Source organism: Streptomyces sp. NPDC004658 (genome assembly GCF_040609555.1).
GTDB lineage: Bacteria > Actinomycetota > Actinomycetes > Streptomycetales > Streptomycetaceae > Streptomyces.
Genome location: NZ_JBEXKG010000081.1, coordinates 16,217 through 35,474 on the forward strand (window position 1 = coordinate 16,217; position 19,258 = coordinate 35,474).

General features: G+C 73.4%; 18 protein-coding genes, 2 pseudogenes and 1 riboswitch. Of the genes and pseudogenes, 8 read left to right on the forward strand and 12 right to left on the reverse strand.

From position 1 onward, the window contains the following. Positions 1–7: 7 nt before the first annotated feature. Positions 8–703, reverse strand: coding sequence for a L,D-transpeptidase (locus tag ABZV94_RS24960; protein ID WP_356343841.1), 696 nt, complete (start codon positions 701–703; stop codon positions 8–10). Positions 704–905: 202 nt separating this feature from the next. Between ABZV94_RS24960 and ABZV94_RS24965 the strand changes: the two genes are divergently transcribed. Further along, positions 906–2,294, forward strand: a complete 1,389-nt coding sequence (locus ABZV94_RS24965; RefSeq protein ID WP_356343843.1) for an aminotransferase class I/II-fold pyridoxal phosphate-dependent enzyme — start codon at positions 906–908, stop codon at positions 2,292–2,294. Between the two features lie 3 nt (positions 2,295–2,297). Here the strand turns inward: ABZV94_RS24965 and ABZV94_RS24970 are convergent, their stop codons facing one another. The 5 genes from ABZV94_RS24970 to ABZV94_RS24990 form a co-directional block, all read right to left on the reverse strand. Continuing rightward, positions 2,298–3,089 (reverse strand): SDR family NAD(P)-dependent oxidoreductase, encoded by a 792-nt coding sequence (locus ABZV94_RS24970; protein WP_356343845.1) that lies wholly within the window; start codon positions 3,087–3,089, stop codon positions 2,298–2,300. Positions 3,090–3,140: 51 nt separating this feature from the next. Further along, positions 3,141–4,055: an SDR family oxidoreductase gene (locus ABZV94_RS24975; protein ID WP_356343848.1), complete on the reverse strand. Its 915-nt coding sequence runs from the start codon at positions 4,053–4,055 to the stop codon at positions 3,141–3,143. A gap of 119 nt (positions 4,056–4,174) precedes the next feature. Next, positions 4,175–4,804, reverse strand: coding sequence for an MBL fold metallo-hydrolase (locus ABZV94_RS24980; protein ID WP_356343850.1), 630 nt, complete (start codon positions 4,802–4,804; stop codon positions 4,175–4,177). Continuing rightward, on the reverse strand, positions 4,804–5,892 hold the full coding sequence (locus ABZV94_RS24985; RefSeq protein ID WP_356343853.1) for an S-(hydroxymethyl)mycothiol dehydrogenase: 1,089 nt from the start codon (positions 5,890–5,892) through the stop codon (positions 4,804–4,806). Before ABZV94_RS24985 ends, ABZV94_RS24980 begins: the two co-directional genes overlap by 1 nt. A gap of 182 nt (positions 5,893–6,074) precedes the next feature. Further along, positions 6,075–6,377 (reverse strand): hypothetical protein, encoded by a 303-nt coding sequence (locus tag ABZV94_RS24990; RefSeq protein ID WP_356343856.1) that lies wholly within the window; start codon positions 6,375–6,377, stop codon positions 6,075–6,077. A gap of 190 nt (positions 6,378–6,567) precedes the next feature. On the opposite strand from ABZV94_RS24990, the gene ABZV94_RS24995 reads away from it, so the two are divergent. Then, positions 6,568–6,933, forward strand: coding sequence for a nuclear transport factor 2 family protein (locus tag ABZV94_RS24995; protein ID WP_356343858.1), 366 nt, complete (start codon positions 6,568–6,570; stop codon positions 6,931–6,933). Between the two features lie 76 nt (positions 6,934–7,009). Beyond that, a riboswitch (ZMP/ZTP riboswitch) is annotated at positions 7,010–7,090 on the forward strand. Positions 7,091–7,116: 26 nt separating this feature from the next. Beyond that, positions 7,117–7,965 carry a bifunctional 5,10-methylenetetrahydrofolate dehydrogenase/5,10-methenyltetrahydrofolate cyclohydrolase gene (locus ABZV94_RS25000; RefSeq protein ID WP_356343860.1) on the forward strand — a complete coding sequence of 283 codons (849 nt, stop codon included), beginning with the start codon at positions 7,117–7,119 and terminating at the stop codon, positions 7,963–7,965. 44 nt (positions 7,966–8,009) lie between these two features. On the opposite strand, the gene ABZV94_RS25005 is transcribed toward ABZV94_RS25000, so the two are convergent. Both ABZV94_RS25005 and ABZV94_RS25010 read right to left on the reverse strand, forming a co-directional pair. Further along, positions 8,010–8,984 (reverse strand): CU044_5270 family protein, encoded by a 975-nt coding sequence (locus ABZV94_RS25005; protein ID WP_356343861.1) that lies wholly within the window; start codon positions 8,982–8,984, stop codon positions 8,010–8,012. A 463-nt stretch (positions 8,985–9,447) separates the two neighbouring features. Next, positions 9,448–9,948 (reverse strand): annotated as a pseudogene (locus ABZV94_RS25010) (sigma-70 family RNA polymerase sigma factor); the annotation flags it as partial. 106 nt (positions 9,949–10,054) lie between these two features. On the opposite strand from ABZV94_RS25010, the gene ctaD reads away from it, so the two are divergent. From ctaD to ABZV94_RS25025, 3 genes are all read left to right on the forward strand, one after another. Further along, positions 10,055–11,680: a cytochrome c oxidase subunit I gene (ctaD, locus tag ABZV94_RS25015; protein ID WP_356343864.1), complete on the forward strand. Its 1,626-nt coding sequence runs from the start codon at positions 10,055–10,057 to the stop codon at positions 11,678–11,680. Continuing rightward, entirely contained in the window at positions 11,677–12,012 is a 336-nt protein-coding gene (locus tag ABZV94_RS25020) for a hypothetical protein (RefSeq protein ID WP_356343866.1), read from the forward strand. The genes ctaD and ABZV94_RS25020 overlap by 4 nt, the downstream gene beginning before the upstream one ends. A 101-nt stretch (positions 12,013–12,113) precedes the next feature. Then, positions 12,114–13,343 carry a glycosyltransferase gene (locus ABZV94_RS25025; RefSeq protein WP_356343882.1) on the forward strand — a complete coding sequence of 410 codons (1,230 nt, stop codon included), beginning with the start codon at positions 12,114–12,116 and terminating at the stop codon, positions 13,341–13,343. Between the two features lie 39 nt (positions 13,344–13,382). On the opposite strand, the gene ABZV94_RS25030 is transcribed toward ABZV94_RS25025, so the two are convergent. Together ABZV94_RS25030 and ABZV94_RS25035 are read right to left on the reverse strand one after the other, a co-directional pair. After that, positions 13,383–14,405, reverse strand: coding sequence for an alcohol dehydrogenase (locus tag ABZV94_RS25030; RefSeq protein WP_356343869.1), 1,023 nt, complete (start codon positions 14,403–14,405; stop codon positions 13,383–13,385). Positions 14,406–14,532: 127 nt separating this feature from the next. Continuing rightward, complete coding sequence (locus ABZV94_RS25035) at positions 14,533–15,195, reverse strand: TetR/AcrR family transcriptional regulator (protein ID WP_356343871.1); 663 nt, start codon at positions 15,193–15,195, stop codon at positions 14,533–14,535. A gap of 141 nt (positions 15,196–15,336) precedes the next feature. On the opposite strand from ABZV94_RS25035, the gene ABZV94_RS25040 reads away from it, so the two are divergent. Then, positions 15,337–16,590 carry a YncE family protein gene (locus tag ABZV94_RS25040; RefSeq protein ID WP_356343873.1) on the forward strand — a complete coding sequence of 418 codons (1,254 nt, stop codon included), beginning with the start codon at positions 15,337–15,339 and terminating at the stop codon, positions 16,588–16,590. A gap of 62 nt (positions 16,591–16,652) precedes the next feature. On the opposite strand, the pseudogene ABZV94_RS25045 reads toward ABZV94_RS25040, so the two are convergent. Beyond that, positions 16,653–16,856, reverse strand: a pseudogene (locus ABZV94_RS25045) (endoglycosylceramidase); the annotation flags it as partial. A 370-nt stretch (positions 16,857–17,226) separates the two neighbouring features. On the opposite strand from ABZV94_RS25045, the gene ABZV94_RS25050 reads away from it, so the two are divergent. Then, entirely contained in the window at positions 17,227–18,333 is a 1,107-nt protein-coding gene (locus ABZV94_RS25050) for an XdhC/CoxI family protein (protein WP_356343875.1), read from the forward strand. Between the two features lie 244 nt (positions 18,334–18,577). Here ABZV94_RS25050 and ABZV94_RS25055 read toward each other — a convergent pair. Next, on the reverse strand, positions 18,578–19,258 hold a 681-nt coding region (locus tag ABZV94_RS25055; protein ID WP_356343877.1), incomplete at its 5' end, for an MFS transporter.

Consider the following 19,258-nt stretch of genomic DNA (forward strand, 5'->3'; position numbering starts at 1 on the left):
GGCGGGCTCAGGTGCCGGGCTTGCGGCCGTAGACGAAGACGTCGTCGCCGTTCTTCAGCAGCGACCAGTACTTCTTGGCGTCCTTGGTGGTCATGTTGACGCAGCCGTGCGAGCCGGGCGGGTTCCACATGCTCAGGCCCACCGAGTGGAAGGCCTGGCCGCCGTCGAAGAACTGGCTGTAAGGCATCGGCACGTTGTAGATGGTGGAGACGTGGTCGATGTCCCGCCAGTAGATCTTCTTCAGGCCGGTGCGGGTCTCGTAGCCGTCACGTCCGGTGCGCACCGGCACCGGTCCGTAGACGAGCCGGTTGCCGTCCTGGATCCAGCTGAGCTGGAGCGTGAGGTTCACGCAGGCGATGCGGCCCTTGTTCACCGGGCACTTGCCGTCCTTGTTCGGCTTGTTCCCGACGGCCTTCTGCTTGTTCATCAGGTCCATCACCCCCCAGGTGACGGGACCCGCGTAGCCGATGTTCGGCGTGATGCCGTGCTTGTTCTGGAAGGCCTGGATGGCCTTGCAGTCGGTGGCGGACTGCTTGCCGTCGACCGGCCGGCCCAGGAACTTCTCGACCTGCTTCTGGTACGGCCCCGTCCGCGTGGTGCAGCTCGCGGCCTGGGCCGGCGCCGCGGTGAGGGCGAGCGCCAGCGGCGCCACCAGTCCCGTGACGCCCAGCGCGACCGCGCCTCTTCTGCCTATGACCCCCATGGCGGCCTCTTCCCCTTCCCCTTGTGTCCGCTCGTTCGCCCGGGCCTCCCCGGTGCTCTCCAGCGCGATTCCCGCGGTGTCGGACTACTAGACCCGGCCGGGCCGGAGATGGTTGTGGTTCCGGTCAGGCTGTGACGAAACGGTGAACTTCCGCCCGTACGACCCCTCGGACGGCGGGCGGCGAGCGTCTACGCTGCGCCGCATGCACCCTGCTCTCGCGGGCGATCTCGCCCGGCTCCCCGAACTCCTCCAGGCCGCCCACGACCTCGCCGTCCGGGAGCTGGCGGGGCTCGCCGAGCGACCGGTCGCCGCCCCCGGGCCGGTAACCGGGCGGGACCCGCTCCCGGCCGCGGGCGCGGGCGGTGACGGCGCCCTCGCCCGGTTCGCCGAGCGGTGGGCGCCCGGTTTCTCCGGCTCCGCCGGTCCGCGCTACCTCGGCTTCGTCACCGGCGGCGCCACGCCGGCCGCCGTCGCCGGTGACTGGCTGACCTCCGCGTTCGACCAGAACCTGTCCGGGGCGGGCGGCTCCTGGGCGCAGGAGCTGGAACGGGAGACGGTGGGGTGGCTGCGCGAGCTGTTCGGGCTGGGCGAGGCGCACAGCGGGGCGTTCGTGACGGGCGCGACCGCGTCGAACACGGTGGGCCTCGCGATCGGCCGGGAGTGGGCCGGCGAGCGGCTGGGCGTGGACGTCTCCCGGGCGGGCGCCGCCGCGCTCGGACCGCTCGACGTGCTCTCCGGCAGCCCGCACTCCAGCATCGCGAAGGCGATGTCGGTGCTGGGTCTGGGCCGGGACCGGCTGCGGCCGGTGCCCCTGCTGCCCGGCAACCGCGAGGCCGTCGATGTGACAGCGCTTGAGGCGGCGCTGGCCGGGGCGGGCGGCAGGCCGGTGCTGGTCGTCGCGAACGCGGGCACCGTGAACACCGTCGACTTCGACGATCTGCGGGCCATCGCCGCGCTGAAGGAGCGGTACGACTTCTGGCTGCACGTGGACGCGGCCTTCGGCGCCTTCGCCGCGCTCTCCCCGGAGCACGCGGCGCTGGTCGACGGGCTCGACGCGGCCGACTCGGTCTGCGTCGACCTGCACAAGTGGCTGAACGTCCCCTACGACGCTGCCGTGCAGTTCACCCGGCGCCGCGATCTGCAGGTGGCGGTGTTCCACAACGCCTCGCCGTATCTGGGCCTGCCCGACGGCGAGCCGGACTTCCTGCATCTGACCCCCGAGAACTCGCGCCGGCTGCGGGCCCTGCCGGCCTGGTTCTCGCTGGTGGCGTACGGTCGGGACGGACACCGGGAGGTCGTGGAGCGGAACGTGGCGCTGGCCCGCCGGCTCGGCGCGGGCGTCGACGCCCTGCCGGGCCTCACCCTGCTGGCTCCGGTCCGGCTCAACGTCGTCTGCTTCACCCTCGCCACGGACCCGTCGCCGGAGCGGGTGGCGGCGCTGGCCCGGGCGGTCGCCGCCTCCGGGGAGGCGTATGTCACGCCGACGGTGTACGGCGGGGTGCCCGGGCTGCGCGCCGCGTTCAGCAACTGGCGGACCACACAGGCCGACACGGAGCGGGTGCTCGCGGTGCTGGCGGCGGCCTCGCGCTGAGGGTCACGAGGTGTCCCGGACGGCCGCGCGGAAGCCGGTGTTGACGGCGGTGAGGCCGCCGTCGACCACGAGGGAGGTCCCGGTGATCCAGGCGGCGTCGCGCGAGGCGAGGAAGGCGACGGCGGCGGCGACGTCCTCCGGCTCGCCGACGCGGCCGAGCGGGTACAGGGGGCGGACGGCGTCGAGTTCGTCGTCGCGCCCTTCCCAGGCCGAGGTGCGGACCGTGCCCGGCACCACGAGGTTGACCCGCACCCCCCGGGGCGCGGCGTGCCCGGCGAGGGTGCGGGTGAGCGATCCGAGGCCGGCCTTGGCGGCGCTGTAGGCGTGGTTGCCGAAGTCCTGGAGGCCGTTGACGGAGCCGATGCTGACGATCGCCCCGCGTCCCGAGGCGGCGAGGTGCGGCAGGGCGGCACGGCAGCAGCGGTAGGCGCCGGTGAGGGTGATGTCGAGGTCGCGCGCCCAGGCCTCGTCGGGGTCGTCCTCGAAGAGCCGGGTGTCGGTCGTGCAGTGGGCGGCGCTGTTGACCAGCACGTCGAGCGAGCCGAACGCGGTGACGGCGTGGGCGACGGCCCCCTCGACGGCGGCGCGGTCGGCCACGTCACAGGCGAACGCCTCGGCCGCGAGGCCCTCGCGGCGCAGGGCGGAGGCGGTCCGTTCGGCCTCGGGCAGGTCCCGGTCGGCGACCAGCACCCGGCCGCCCTCCTCGGCGAGCCGCCGGGCGACGGCCGCACCGATGCCGCGGGCGCCGCCCGTGACGAGAACTCCGTGTCCTGCAAAGCGGGTTGGATCAGTCATGCGCCGACGGTACGGCTCCTTCGGCGCCCTTTCAGCGGTTCACGCGCGGTGTCACCGGTATCCGGTGACGTCCGCCGGCTTGCCGGCGTCCTGCACCTCGACCAGGTACCGCCAGGCGTCGGGCCGGCTGCCGTCGAGGTCGGTGAAGCCGTACACCCGGGCGAGGCCGCCGCTGGAGAGGGATTGGCCGTTGAACCGGGCCACGTCGGGATCGGCGGCGAGGGCGGCGACGGCCCGGCCGGTGAAGCGGGGGGTCTCGGAGATGGCGAAGTGGGGTTCGCGCGCCAGGGCGTCCCGCCAGTTCTCCTCGCGGACGCCGTACGCGTCGAGCATGAGTTCCGAGCGCATCCAGCCCGGGGTGAGGGCGACGGCGGTGGCGCCGCGCGGGCCGAGTTCGTGACCGAGGGCGAAGGCCATGCGCAGGACGGAGGTCTTGGCGAGGTCGTAGAAGAAGTTCACCCGGTAGGTGTCGCGGTTGTAGTCGGCGGTGCCGTCGGTGACCTCCACGACCAGGCCGCCGGGCCGGCGCAGCAGCAGCGGCAGGGCGTAGTGGCTGGTGACGGCGTGCGTCTCGACCGCGAGGCGGAGCAGCCGCAGCCCGTTGTCGAGGTCGTGCTCCCACACGGGGGTGTCCCACTCGAAGAGGTTCTCGCCGCCCCAGATGTCGTTGACGAGGATGTCGAGGCGGCCCTGCTCGTCCGCGATGCGGTCCACGAGGTCCCGTACGGCGGACTTGTCGAGGTGGTCGGCGGCCACGGCGACGCCCTTCCCGCCGGCCGCGGTGACGAGGTCGGCGGTGTCCTCGACGGTCTCGGGGCGGTCGTACTCCGAGCGGTGGGCGCGGGTGCTGCGCCCGGTGGCGTAGACGGTGGCGCCGGCCGCGCCGAGTTCGACGGCGATGCCCCGTCCGGCGCCCCGGGTCGCCCCGGCGACCAGCGCCACCTTGCCCTCCAGCGGTCCTGACATGTCCGGCCTCCCGTGTGATGCGACTGTCGTGCGGCTGTTGCCGCGGTCCACTGTCGCCGGGAAGCCGGACATCTTCTGTCGCCTTTTGCACGGACCCCCGCGGTGTGCCGCCGCCGGACTCAGTGGCCGCGGGCGATCCACTCCTCCAGGTGGGGTGCCTCGTCGCCGATGGTGGTGCCGTCCCCGTGCCCGGTGAGGACCTTCGTCTCCGGCGGGAGGGTGAACAGGCGGTCGCGGAGGGAGTCGATGATGGTCGGGAAGTGGGAGTAGGAGCGTCCGGTGGCTCCGGGGCCGCCCTTGAAGAGGGTGTCGCCCGTGAACACGGTGCCGAGGCCGGGGTCGTACAGGCAGACGGCGCCGGGGGCGTGCCCGGGGGTGTGCAGAACGGTGAGGTCGGCTCCGGCGGCCTCGATGACCTGGCCGTCGAGGAGATGCCGGTCGGGGTCGCGGTGGGGGTGGGTCTGCTTCCACAGCGCCAGGTCGTCGGGGTGCAGCCAGATCGTCGCGCCGGTGCGGTCGGCGAGTTCCGGTGCCGCGTTGACGTGGTCGTTGTGGGCGTGCGTGCACACGATGGCGGTCAGGCGCCGGTCCCCGACGGCGCGGGCGATGGCCTCGGCGTCGTGGGCGGCGTCGATGACGATCACCTCCCGCTCGTCGCCGACGATCCACACGTTGTTCTCCACGTCCCAGGTGCCGCCGTCGAGGGTGAACTGACCCGCGGTGACGAGGCGTTCGATGCGCGCGGCCATCACAGCACCACCACCGAACGCAGCACGTCACCGTGGTGCATCCGCTCGAACGCCTGCTCCACCTGGTCCAGTTCGATCGTCTCGGTGACGAACGCGTCGAGCGGCAGGCGGCCTTGGAGGTGCAGGTCGATCAGCATGGGGAAGTCGCGGCTGGGCAGGCAGTCGCCGTACCAGGAGGACTTAAGGGCGCCGCCGCGGCCGAAGACGTCCAGCAGGGGCAGTTCGAGCTTCATGTCGGGCGTGGGGACGCCGACGAGGACGACGGTGCCGGCGAGGTCGCGGGCGTAGAAGGCCTGCCGGTAGGTCTCCGGGCGGCCGACGGCCTCGATGACGACGTCGGCGCCGAAGCCGCCGGTCAGCTCGCGGATCGCCTCGACCGGGTCGCTCTCCTTGGAGTTGACGGTGTGGGTGGCGCCCAGCGTGCGGGCCTTCTCCAGCTTGCGGTCGTCGATGTCGACGGCGATGATCTTCGCCGCTCCGGCCAGGTTCGACCCCGCGACGGCCGCGCCGCCGACGCCTCCGCAGCCGATGACGGCGACCGAGTCTCCCCGGCCGACGTTCCCGGTGTTGATCGCGGCGCCGATACCGGCCATCACCCCGCAGCCGAGGAGGCCCGCGACCGCCGGGGAGACGGCCGGGTCGACCTTGGTGCACTGGCCGGCCGCGACGAGCGTCTTCTCGGCGAAGGCACCGATCCCGAGAGCCGGGGAGAGCTCCTGGCCGGTGGCGGCGAGGGTCATCTTCTGCCGCGCGTTGTGGGTGTTGAAGCAGTACCAGGGACGGCCGCGCAGACAGGCCCGGCACTGCCCGCACACCGCGCGCCAGTTGAGGACGACGAAGTCGCCGGGGGCGACGTCGGTGACGCCCTCGCCGACCGACTCCACGACACCGGCGGCCTCGTGGCCGAGCAGGAAGGGGAAGTCGTCCGAGATGCCACCCTGCTTGTAGTGCAGATCGGTATGGCAGACCCCGCAGGCCTGGACGCGTACGACGGCCTCGCCGGGCCCCGGGTCCGGCACCACGATCGTCTCGACCCGTACGGGCTCGTCCTTGCCCGGTGCGATCACGCCGCGGACTTCCTGCGCCATGGTCTGGTCCCTTCCTTCGTTTGCCTTCGCCGCCGACACTACGCGCGACCGACCGGTAGCGGGGCGGACCACGAGGGGGTTCGTGGATCTTTCCGGACACGCCCGGGGTGGGATCGCCCGGCGGGCGCGGGCGGCGGCGAGGGCCGCCCCCACGGGACGGCCCTCGCGCCGAGCGGACGGGATCAGTGGATGGCGCCGACCAGGCCGAGCAGCGGCGCGGCGGGCGCGAGGACCTGCTCCACCTGGTTGAGCTGGTTCAGCTCCTGGAGGTGCCTGAGCTCCTGCACCTGTTCGGTGACCCGCGGCACCCGGCCCCGCTGCTCCGCCGGGATGTCACTGACGGCGAGCGAGTCCAGCGTGCTCAGCGCGCCGAGCTTCCCGACGAGCGGTGCGCCGGTGCCGGCCGCGTTCGCCTGGGGTACGGCGAGACCGGCGATCCCGGCGGCCAGACCGACGGCGGCGGCGATACGTCGTGTTGAGATCATGCCTTCAGCAACGGCGCCGGGCCCCGGGCGGACACGGGCGGCGGGCCGCGCTCACCCGGGAGGTGGAGCGCGGCGGCCGGGCTTGCCGGGGCGGGCGGGGCGGAGGAGTCTCGGAGGTGGGCCCGTGCGGCCCGCTCCTGGCCGGACCGCACGGGCGCCTGGACCACACGGGCACCTGAAGGAGGTCACCATGGGTACCGCGGCGGGGTCCGCCTTCGACACCGACACACTGCGCCGGGCCATCGAGGGCAACACCGGCAACAACCTTCTGTCGCTCTACGCGGACGACGCGGAGATCCGCATCGTCGACCGCAACAACCAGCCCAGTCATCCCACCGTCCTGCACGGCCGGAGCCAGATCGCCGAACTGCTGGACGACATCTACAGCCGCGACATGACGCACAGGCTGGACCAGTGCGTGGTCCAGGGGGACCACGCGGCCTACAGCGAGTCCTGCGAGTACGGGGACGGCACCCGGGTCCTCGCCGAGTCGATGGTCACCCTGCGGGACGGGAAGATCGCCGATCAGGTGATCATCCAGGCCTGGGACGAGTAGGCCCCCGCCGGGTACGACGGGAGCGGAAGGAGGCCGAGCGGGGTCCGGAGACCGTACGGCACCCTCGGTTACGCTGTACGCGGGCCGTGACTGGCGCTGAGGTGGAGCACCACCGGGGAGCGGTCCGTGGTGGTTGCCGCGCGCCTGGGCGAGGAGAGTCGATCCAGCTCAGGAGTGTGCAGCATGACCCAGGCCCGTCTGATGGACGGCACCGCGCTCGCCCGCCGCATCGTCGAGGACACCGCGCGGAAGGCCGCCGAACTCACCGAGCGCACCGGCACCGCGCCGTGTCTGGCGACCGTGCTGGTCGGCGAGGACCCGGCGTCCGTGACGTACGTCCGGATGAAGCAGAACCGCAGCCGCAAGGCCGGCATCGCCTCGCGGCACGTGGCCCTGCCCGCGAGCACCACGACCGAGGAACTCGTGGCCACCTTGCGGGAGTTGTCCGCCGACCCGGGGGTGCACGGCATCCTGCTCCAGCACCCGGTGGGCGACCACGTCGACGAGCGGGCCGCGTTCGAGGCCGTCGCGCCGGAGAAGGACGTGGACGGTGTCACCTTCGCGTCGTTCGCCACGATGAGCTTCGGGCTGCCGGGCTTCGTTTCCTGCACGCCGGGCGGCATCCTGCGGCTGCTGGACGAGTACGGCGTCGACCCGGCCGGGAAGCGGGCCGTGGTGGTCGGCCGCAGCGCCATCCTCGGCAAGCCGGCGGGCATGCTGCTGCTCGCCCGGGACGCGACCGTGACCTACTGCCACTCCCGCACCCGGGAACTGTCCGCGGTGGTCCGCGAGGCCGACATCGTGGTGGCCGCGGTCGGCCGGCCGCGGCTGATCCGCGGGCAGGACATCAAGCCGGGCGCGGTAGTCGTCGACGCGGGCTACAACCCGGGGAACGTCGGCGACGTCGACTTCGACTCGGCGGTGGAGCGGGCCTCGCTCATCACCCCGGTACCGGGAGGCGTCGGCCCGATGACGATCGCCACGCTCCTGGAGCAGACGGTCACGGCCGCCGCCCGGCAGCTGGGGGTGTGACGGGCGGGGGTGCCGGCTGCCGGGCGGCACCCCCGCCTCACGGGTCAGCGCATCCAGGCGCTGTAGTCCATGACGTCCCCCGCCTTGACGCCGTACTCGGGGGCGTCCCGGGTGAAGGTGGTCTCCAGGCCGAGGACGGTGCCGGTGCGCGGGTCGAGGATCAGCATCCGCCGGCCTCCCCGGCCCTCGTACACGTACGCCTGCCCCGGGCGGCCGAGGCGATCGGTCACCTGTCCCGCGGGCCGCAGCCCCTTGGCGTCCGCGAGGACCCTGACCAGTGCCGCCGACTCGCGGGCGCCCAGCGTCCAGTGGTCCAGCAGCTCTTCGACGCCGTCGAGGAGCTGCGGGGTGCCCGGGGAATCGGTGCGGACGCTCTCGGCCAGGTAGGCGCGCAGCGCGCCCGGGGTGTGCGGCGGCGGGGCCGCGGGCGGGGCGTCGCTCCAGCTCGGCGGGTAGGTGACCCGGCTGAGGACGTGGCCGTCGGCCACCAGGCGGGGGTCTCCGCCCTCGTCGGTGACGACCGGGCGGCCCGGCCGGCGCGGGTCGGTCGCCACGACCAGTTCGGTGTGGCTGTCGTCCGCGCGCCAGCGCACGACCCGCTCCTCGGGCAGGGTGACGGGCGGCTTCCCGTCGGTCATGCTCAGGCTCCACGACTGCACGTGCGTGCCCTTGCGCAGGCGCGGTGAGCCGTCGGCGGCGGCGGTCGCGGCCCGTTCCGCCAGCCGCGTCAGCGGGACGGGCGTGGAGTCGGCGCGGACGGTCAGCGGCCGGGGCGCGGCGAGGGCGGGCTGCGGGTCCGGCCCGCCGACCAGCGCGGCGAACGCGGTCGCCAGTACGACGCCGGTGGCGGCGAGGCCCCACAGCAGCCGGGCGCGGGGGACGCGGCGCGTCGGACCGGGTTGACGCAGCAGCCGCTCCAGCCGCCGCTCGGCACACTGGTCCAGGGGCCCGTCACCGAAGTACGGCCCGTCGTCCCGTACGGGGTTGGCCCGCCGGAGGAGTTCGAGTTCGTCAGGCATGTCGGGGGTCCTTGCGCAGGCGAGCGTCGGCGGTGGGCACGGGGCGGGACGACCGCCGGCCGGAACGGCCCCCGCCGTCGGCCGACGGCCCCCCGGGGAACACCTCGGAGGGCACTCCGGGCGACGACCCGCGGGGGCTCGGGCGCGACCCGGACGGCGCTTCGGGCGACGGTCCGCCGGGGCGCGACCCCCCTGACACCGCCGGCGACGGCCCACCGGAACGCGACTGGGGCGGCACTTCGGGCGACGACCCGCGGGGGCTCGGGCGCGACTCCGGCGGCACCACCGGCGACGCTCCCCCAAGAGGCCACTCGCGGGGCACTTCGGGCGACAGCCCGCGAAGGCTCAGGCGCGACCCGGACGGCGCTTCGGGCGACGGTCCGCCGGGGCGCGACCCGGGCGGCGCAGCCGGTGAGGGCCCACCGGAGTGCGACTCGGGCGGCACGTCGGGTGGCGGCCCCGCAGGGCACAGGCGGGCTATCTCCGTGCGCAGGCGGCGGCGGGCGCGGTGGAGGCGCATCGCTGCCGCGCGGCGGCCGCAGCCGAGGGCGACCGCGATCTCCTCGGCGCCGAGCTCCTCCCAGGCGGCGAGGCGCAGCACCTCCTGGTCGGCCGGGGACAGCCGGTCCAGCGCCTCGTGCACCCAGGCGCCCGGCGCCTCAGCGTCGGGGCCCGCCGCGATGTGCCGGCCGTGCGCGGCCTCGTCGTTGCCCAGCCGGTCCACCAGCCGGCGCCGGCGCCCGTAGCCGCGTACCGCGTTGGCCAGGCAGTTCCGGGCCACCCCGTACAGCCAGGGCAGCGGCGCGGCCGGCAGGTCGGCCCGGCGCCGCCAGGCGACCGTGAACACCTCCGCCACCACTTCCTCCACCTCGTCGGTCCGCCCCTGCAGCCGTCTGGCGACATAACGGCTGACCGCCCAGTAGTGCTCGCGATAGGCAGCGGCGAAGATCTCGTCGTTGCTCATGCTCGGTTCGTGTCCGGCACCCCCCGGATCGTCACACCCTCCTCCCGTGATGCTCCTCGCGTCCCCCGAGTGTGACCCGCGGGCCGGGCACGGACACAGGCGGGGCGTGAAGAGGATCCGAGACACCAGAGCCGTGCAGTGGCTCACCAGCACCGATCACAAGACGATCGGCACGCTCTATCTGGCGACGTCGTTCGCGTTCTTCCTGATCGGTGGCGTGATGGCGCTGCTCATGCGCGCCGAGCTGGCCCGGCCGGGCCTGCAGATCATGTCGAACGAGCAGTTCAACCAGGCGTTCACGATGCACGGCACCGTGATGCTGCTGATGTTCGCCACCCCGCTGTTCGCCGGCTTCGCGAACTGGATCATGCCGCTCCAGATCGGCGCGCCCGACGTGGCGTTCCCGCGGCTGAACATGTTCGCCTACTGGCTGTACCTGTTCGGCTCGCTCATCGCGGTCGGCGGCTTCCTCACCCCGCAGGGCGCGGCCGACTTCGGCTGGTTCGCCTACTCCCCGCTGTCGGACGCGGTCCGCTCGCCGGGCATCGGCGCCGACATGTGGATCATGGGTCTGGCCTTCTCCGGCTTCGGCACCATCCTCGGCTCGGTCAACTTCATCACCACGATCATCTGCATGCGCGCCCCGGGCATGACCATGTTCCGCATGCCGATCTTCGTGTGGAACGTGCTGCTGACCGGTGTCCTGGTCCTGCTGGCCTTCCCGGTCCTCGCGGCCGCGCTGTTCGCCCTGGAGGCGGACCGCAAGTTCGGCGCCCACGTCTTCGACGCCGCCAACGGCGGAGCCCTGCTCTGGCAACACCTCTTCTGGTTCTTCGGCCATCCCGAGGTGTACATCATCGCGCTGCCGTTCTTCGGCATCATCAGCGAAGTCATCCCGGTGTTCTCCCGCAAGCCGATGTTCGGCTACATGGGCCTGATCGCCGCGACCATCGCGATCGCCGGTCTGTCCGTGACCGTGTGGGCGCACCACATGTACGTCACCGGCGGTGTGCTGCTGCCGTTCTTCTCGTTCATGACGTTCCTGATCGCGGTGCCGACCGGTGTGAAGTTCTTCAACTGGATCGGCACGATGTGGAAGGGAAGCCTGTCGTTCGAGACGCCGATGCTGTGGGTGATGGGATTCCTCATCACCTTCGTCTTCGGCGGGCTCACCGGCGTCATGCTCGCCTCCCCGCCGATCGACTTCCACGTCTCCGACTCGTACTTCGTGGTGGCCCACTTCCACTACGTGGTCTTCGGCACGGTCGTCTTCGCCATGTTCTCCGGCTTCCACTTCTGGTGGCCCAAGTTCACCGGCAAGATGCTCGACGAGCGTCTCGGCAAGATCACCTTCTGGACGCTGTTCACCGGCTTCCACGGCACCTTCCTGGTCCAGCACTGGCTGGGCGCCCAGGGCATGCAGCGCCGGATTCCGGACTACCTCGCGGCCGAGGGGCTCACCACGCTCAACACGGTCTCCTCGGTCTTCTCGTTCCTGCTCGGCTCCTCCCTGCTGCCGTTCCTCTACAACGTCTGGAAGACCGCCAGGTACGGCACGCCGGTCGGCGTCGACGACCCCTGGGGCTACGGCCGCTCGCTGGAGTGGGCGACGTCCTGCCCGCCGCCCCGGCACAACTTCCTCGCTCTCCCCCCGATCCGCAGCGAGTCCCCGGCGTTCGACCTGCACCACCCCGGTGTCCCCGTCGCGGAGCGGGAGTTGACCGCGCGGTGACGGCCCACGACGAGCGTGACCTCGTCCGGCAGATCGAGGGCCACCTGCTGATGGCCGCCGCGCGGGAGGAGGGCCGTACCGCCGCGGTGCGCCTCAGTTCCCGGATGGGGTGGCTCACCGACAGTCAACGCGAGGACGTGGAGCGGCAGTTCGAGGCCGAGTACCTCGCGCTGGCCCGGCTCTCCTGGCACCGCACGGCCGAGCGGGCACAGGAGCTGCGGCAAGCGTACGAGTCGCGCTACCGCGCGCTGCGCCGCCGGCTGCTGGCCTGCTGTGTGCTGGGCTGCGCGGTGCTCGCGGCGACGGCCCTGCTGCTGGTGTCCGCCGCGTAGGGCCGCTGTCAGCTGCGGGACCCTTTGTGCCGCGCAGCACGGGCCGTTGAGCCCGTGGGCCGTGTGGACCGGCCATACTGGCCGTCGTGCGCGTTGCCATCATGACGGCGGGATCCCGCGGCGATGCCGCCCCCTACACCGGGCTCGGACACCGGCTCACGCTGGCCGGGCACGAGGTCACCCTGGTCACGCACGGCCGCTTCGCCCCGCTGGTGGCCGGCTCCGGGGTGCGGTTCCACGCGCTGCCGGTGGATCCACGGGCGGAGCTGGAGTCCCCGCGCGGCCGGGGGCTGCACCGCAGCGCCAGCGGCCCGGGCAAGCTGCTGCGGGTGGTGGACCTGGCGCGGCGCCTGGTCGGGCGGCTCACCGAGGATCTGCTCCGCGCGGCACGGGACAGCGACGTCCTGCTGCTGTCCTCCTCCCTGGCCCCGCTCGGGCACACGATCGCGGAGGGACTGCGGCTGCCGAGCCTCGGTGTCTATCTGCAACCCCTCGCAGCCACCCGGGAGTTCGCCCCGGCGGTGCTCGGCGGCGGCTCCTGGGGCGGGCCGGTCAATCTGCTCGCCGGGCACGGGGTGGGCCTGGCCGTGGAGCATGTGTTCGCCGGCGCCGTACCGGCCCTGCGGACGCGGCTCGGCCTGCCCCCGCTGGGGACCGGTGCCGCGCGGCGGGCGCGGGAGAGGCGGCTCTGGCCGGTGCACCACGGCTTCAGCCCGCTGGTGGTGCCCCGGCCCGGCGACTGGCGGGCGGGTCTGGAGGTGGGCGGCTACTGGTGGCCGTACGACAGCCGGGAGCGACTTCCGGAGGCGGTACGGGAGTTCATCGACGCCGGGCCGCCGCCGGTGTTCGTCGGGCTGGGCAGCGCCACCGTGCCGGACGCCGGACGGCTCAGCGCGCAGGTGGTGGCGGCGCTGCGGCGGACCGGGCTGCGCGGGGTGATCCAGCGCGGCTGGGGCGGGCTCGCGGCCGACGGCGACGACATGCTGACCGTGGGGGAGGTACCGCACGCGCAGCTCTTCCCGCGCATGGCCGCCGTGGTCCATCACGCGGGCGCGGGCACCACGGCGGCGGGGCTGCGCGCCGGGGTGCCGGCGGTGCCGGTCCCGGTCCAGTTCGACGCGGGTTTCTGGTCCGCCCGGCTGGTCGGCCTGGGCGTCGCACCGGCCGTCGTACCGCTGCGCCGCCTGACCGTGGACGCGCTGTCCGCGGCGCTGGTACGGGCCACCCGGGACCCGGCGTACCGGCGGCGCGCCGCCGCGCTGGGCGCGCGGATCCGGGACGAGGACGGCGCCGGGCCCGTGCTCGCCGCACTGGAGCGACTGCCCGGCTGACCTGATGGCCGGATGGCCGGATGACGCCGTGCCGGCCGGTCAGCCGGTGAGCACCATCCGGAAGCGGGCCCCTCCGGAGAGCATCTTCCGGTACGCCTCGTCCGCGTCGTCCAGCGGCACCTCCTCGGTGAGGGGGCGGATGCCGTGCAGGGCGCTGAAAGCCATGGTGTCCTCCACGTCCTGCGCGGTGCCGGAGGGGTGCCCGCGCACGACGCGGCCGGCCATGAGCAGCTGGGCCGGGCTGATGCCGAGGGGCGCGGTGTCCGCGCCGATGACCACCAGTTCGCCGCGGTGGGTGAGGCCGTCCACGGTGGCGGTGATGGCCTCGGAGTTCCCCGCGGTGGCCAGGACCACCTTGGCACCGCCGAGGGACTGCAGCGCCTCGGCGACCGGGGTGCCGGAGGTGCTGTCGACGTAGTGGTGGGCGCCCAGCCGCTTGGCGAAGTCGGCCTTCCCGGCGCCCCGGGCGATCGCCACGGTCTCGAATCCCATGGCCACCGCGTACTGCACGCCGAGGTGGCCGAGGCCGCCGATGCCGAGCACGGCGACGAGGTCACCGGGGCGGGCGGAACTGCGCCGCAGCCCGTTGTACGTGGTGACGCCCGCGCAGGCCATCGGCCCGGCGTCGCCCGGGGACAGCGCTTCGGGAATCCGGGCCAGGGCGTCGACGGGGGCGATCACCTTCTCGCCGAAGCCGCCGTCGTAGGCCCATCCGGGGACCTCCAGGTTCCGGCACACGATGAAGTCGCCCTCCCGGCACGGCCTGCAGTGGCCGCAGCTGCCGCCGAACCAGCCGACGGCCACCCGGTTGCCCTCCTGCCAGCCCCGCTCGCGCACTCCCTCGCCCAGTTCCTCCAGGCGTCCGGCGATCTCGTGTCCGGGCACCTCCGGGAACGACACGCCGGGTAGTCCGCCGCTCACGAAGAGAGCGTCGCTGTGACAGATCCCGCACGCCTCCACGGCGATCCTCACCTGGCCGGGGCCCGGCTGCCGGACCTCGCGTTCGACCAGCTCGAAGGTGCCGTTCGGAGCGGTGACCTGCGCGGCTCGATAGGTACTCATGGCTCTCCCGGGGAACGGGTACGACGGCCCCCTCAGACCCAGCAGAGCAGTTCCGGCCCGATCCCGCGCGCCGAGCGGGACCGGGTCGCCCGCCCGCGTGCGCGGCCCGGCTCCGCGCGCCTGGGTGTCAGGGCCTCCGGGGGCGCCAGCCCTCCGGGCGGAGCATGCCCAGCAGCAGCCGGACCAGCTCGTCCACCACCTCGTCCAGCGTGGCGTCCACCCAGCCGGCGCTCCAGTCGTGCAGCAGGCCGTTGACGCTGCCGATGAAGGCCGTGGCCGCGAGGCGGTAGTCGCGCGGTGCCGCCTCCCCCCGGGCGACGGCCGCGTCCGCCTCGGCGCGGATGAGGTCGATCCAGCGGGCGCGGCGGGCGAGGCGCTGCTCCTCCAGCCGGGGGCTCACCCCGATGATCTCCACGAAGGCGATGCGGATGCGGCGCGGGTCGCGGGTCACGCCGTGGGCGTAGGCCCGGAAGAGCACGGTGGCGCGCTCGGCCAGCGGCAGCCCCTCCGCGTCGGCGAGGGCGTCCAGGACGGCCTGCTCGGCCCAGGCGTTGACCTGGAGGTGCAGGGCGGCGAGGACGTCCTCCAGGGTGCGGAACTCCTCGTAGAACTGGCGGGTGGACAGGCCGGCGGCCTGGCTGAGCGCGGCGACCGTGGTGCCCCGGTAGCCGGGGGTGTCGCCGAACAGCCCCAGTGCCGCGTCCAGGAAGCGGCGGCGGCGCTCGGCCTGCCGTTCCTCGGCGGACCGTCCGCCGTAGCGTCCCGTCGGTGCTCTGAGCCTGCCTTCCACGCGTCCCCCTCCGTCGTCCCGCCACTCGCCCCAATCTTGTCGTGCACACATCTTGTCGAGAAGGCCGGCCCTTCCTTACTTTTCAGTAAGTTCACTGTGAAAGCACCCGTGTTCAGATTCCCCCGAGGAAAGAGAGCCGTCATGGCCGCCTCCAGAACCAGGCACCTGTGCTCCGTGGCCGCCGCCCTCGCCCTGACCGCCGCCGCCCCGGCGACCGCCGCCTCCGCAAGCTCCGCCGCCCCGGCCGGGCTGCGGGAGGTGCTGTTCGTCGGCAACAACTGGGACGGCACCGCCGATGTCATCCGCTCCTCCGGCGACTTCGCGAAGATCGGCCGGATCAACGTCATCCCGGACAAGGCCGCGCGGATGGCCGAGATCAACGCGGACCCGATCAAGTGGATCTACTTCCAGGCGATCCGCAACAGCGTCGGCGAGGGCCACGACCAGTTCGCCGACGACATGTACTCCACACCCGACGGCAGGTCGGTGGTGGTGTCCCGGCCGAGTTTCGCGGACGTCGTCTCCCTCGACCTCGCCACCGGGAAGGTCAACTGGCGTTTCCCCGTGGCCGGTTACCGCGCCGACCACATGGCGGTCTCCCCGGACGGCACCCGGGTCGCGGTCTCCGCCTCGACCGCGAACACCGTGCACGTCCTCGACATCGACACCGGCAAGCAGCTCGGCTCGTTCGCGACCGGTGACAAGCCGCACGAGAACATCTTCACCAAGGACGGCAAGTACATCTGGAACATGTCCATCGGTGACGTCAACACCGACCTGGACAGCCCGGGCTGGGACTGGACCAAGGGCGACCGGCACATCACCGTCGTGGACGCGACGACGTACAAGCAGGTCAAGGTCATCGACATGCGGCAGCGGCTGGACGCCTTCGGCCTGAAGGACTTCTCCGACGCGGTCCGCCCGGCCGTGTTCTCCGCCGACGAGTCCAAGCTGTACTTCCAGGTGTCGTTCTTCAACGGCTTCCTGGAGTACGACGTCGCCACCGACAAGATCACCCGGATGAAGACGCTGCCGAAGAACCCGGCGACCAGCGAGGACCGCACCACCTGGGTCAACGACTCGCGTCACCACGGCATCTCGATGAACCCCGAGGGCACCAAGCTGTGCGTCGCGGGCACCATGGACGACTACGCGACCGTGGTCGACCGGGCCTCGCTCCAGGAGGGCCCGCTCGTCCCGACGTCCAAGCCGTACTGGGCGACCGTCAGCGGGGACGGCAAGGACTGCATCGTCTCCGAGAGCGGCGCCGACCAGGTCACGGCGATCGACTTCGCCACCGGCAAGAAGGTGGCGTCGGTCCCGGTCGGCGACCACCCGCAGCGCGTCCGGCTGGGTCACGTCCAGGCCGACTGGACCGGCCCCAGCGGGGGTTGACGCCACACCGAGCCGTGGTCTCCGGGGCGCCCCCACTCACCCCGGAGGCCACACCCCTGCCGTCAGAAGCGCGCCGCCGCCCAGGCGGCCAGTTCGGCCCTCGCCGCGCTCAGCAGGTCGGCGGACGGTGCCGTCGCGCCGTTGGTGACCAGCGCGTAGTGCGGCACACCGGAGTCCGTGTCGGTCAGCAGCCGGCGGCTGCCCGTGCCGCCCGGCTCCGGGGCCGCGGCGACCGGGGCGGCGGCGCTGTACGCGGGCGCCGCAGAGGACGAGCAGGACAGTCAGCAGACGCACCCGGATGTTTGGCATGTACACCACAGTCCGGCTCGTTCCGGACAGCGTCAATAGCTTCTGACTCCTAAGTAAGTTGACTATGAGTCAGTTCAACGGCGGGTGGACCGGCTGATCGGCCCGACGCGTCACCCGGGCGGCCGGCACGGTTCCCTCCGGGACGCGGTCGGGCCCTGCGTGCGCCCTCGGAGGACGAGCGGCACGGCGAGCCGTTGGGCCGTCCGGCGGAGCGCCGGTGTGTCCCGGGCGTCGCCCCGGTCGATCTTGTTTGCGGAACGGCCGCAGCACCGCCCACGGGTTAACGTGCAACCAGAGCCGTGCGCGGTGTGAGCCGAGGAGCGGACGATGCGTGAGATTCTCGCGGTGCTGGACCGGTGGTACGCCGCCCGGGTGCCGTTCGGGCTGGCCACGGTCGTCGCGGTCAGCCGCAGCGCGCCGCGCGGGCCCGGAGCCGCGATGGCGGTCGGCCCGGACGGCGAGGTGGTCGGCAGCGTGTCCGGCGGCTGTGTCGAGGGCGCGGTGTTCGAACTGGCCCAGGAGGCCGTCGAGAGCGGCGCGGCACGGCTGGAGACGTTCGGCTACAGCGACGAGGACGCCTTCGCGGTCGGGCTGACCTGCGGTGGTGAGATCACCGTCCTGGTACGGCCGGTCACCCCGGCCCGGGATCCGGCGTTCGGCGCGGTCGCCGCGTCCGTCGCGGGCGGGGAGCCGGTCACCGTGGCGACCGTGGTCGACGGGCCCGCGCCGCGCGGGTCCACCCTCGCGGTGTGGCCGCGGACCGCCGCCGGAAGCCTGGGGACCCGGGGGCTCGACGCGGCCGTCGCCGCCGACGCGCGCGGTGAACTCGCCCTCGGTGTGACCGGCCTGCGGCACTACGGCCCGCACGGGGAGCGCCGCGAGGACACCGTCACGGTGTTCCTCCAGTCCTTCGCGCCGCCGCCGCGCATGCTGGTGTTCGGCGCCATCGACTACGCCGCCGCCGTCGCCCGGATCGGGGACTTCCTCGGCTACCGGGTCACCGTGTGCGACGCCCGGCCGGTGTTCGCCACGCCCCGCCGGTTCCCGGAGGGCGCTGAGGTCGTCGTGGACTGGCCGCACCGGTATCTGCGCGGCACGCACACCGACCGGCGGACGGTGATCTGCGTCCTGACCCACGACCCGAAGTTCGACGTGCCGGTGCTGCTGGAGGCGCTGCGGCGCCCGGCGGCGTACATCGGGGCGATGGGCAGCCGCCGCACCCACGACGACCGGCTCCGCCGCCTGATCGAGTCCGGCCTCACCGACCGGGAACTGTCCCGCCTGCGCTCCCCGCTCGGCCTGGACCTCGGCGCCCGCACACCGGAGGAGGTGGCGGTATCGGTGGCGGCGGAGATCGTGGCCCTGAGGTGGGGCGGCACCGGGGCACCGCTCAGCGGGACGCGGGGGGCGATCCACCCCCGCGGGGTGGGCTGAGGTCCTCGCCGCGGCCTGCGTCGCCGGGCACCCGGAAGGTGTGCCCCACCGAAAAAAACCGACAACCCGACCCCTGGCACCGGACGGACGGGCAGGCCCGGCCGGCTCGGGAACTGGGCCGCGAGCAGCCGGCGTACGAGGGCGGCGTCGATCGACACGGGTTCCATGACAGCGAGTCGGGCCGGCGGTGTCCACGTGTTTCTCGCGGCCGACGGCCCGGGGCGGGACGCGACCGCACGCCCCCTCACCGCCGCCGCGGGGACACCGCCCCGGGCAGCAGAACCAGCGCGAGGACAGCGGTGGCCGCGTACAGGGCGGCGGAGCCGAGGGCCACCGTGTGCAGGCCCCGCAGGAAGCGGGGCTCGTCGGACGGTGTCCCGGCGATCGCGCCCGCCACCGCGATGCCGATCGCCCCGCCGGTCTGCCGGGCGGTGTTGTTGACGGCCGAGGCCAGCCCGGAGCGCTCGGTCGGTACGGCGGCGAGGGCGGCGGCCACCACGGCCGGGGTGAGCAGCCCGACGCCCAGCCCCCACAGCAGGAACGCGGGGACGAGCAGCGGGAGGCCGGAGTGGGCCGTGGTCCGGGTCAGCAGCGCGAGTCCGGCCGCGGCGACCAGGAGTCCGGCGGCGGGCAGGCGGGCGCCGACCCGGCTGGTGACCCGCCCGCCGAGCAGCGCGCACACGGCGAGCGGGGTGAACAGCGGGAGGAGCATCAGGCCGGCCTGGAAGGCCGAGCGCTGCTGCACCGACTGCAGGAACAGCGGCAGCACGAACAGCGTGCCCAGGGTGCACAGGTTCATGATCCCGGCGGTGGTGTTGGCGGCGCCGAACACCGGCCGGCGCAGCAGGGCGGGCGGGACCATCGCGGTGTCGCCGCGCCGCCGTTCGGCCGTGGCGAGGCCCACCAGGGCCAGGACGGCGGCGAG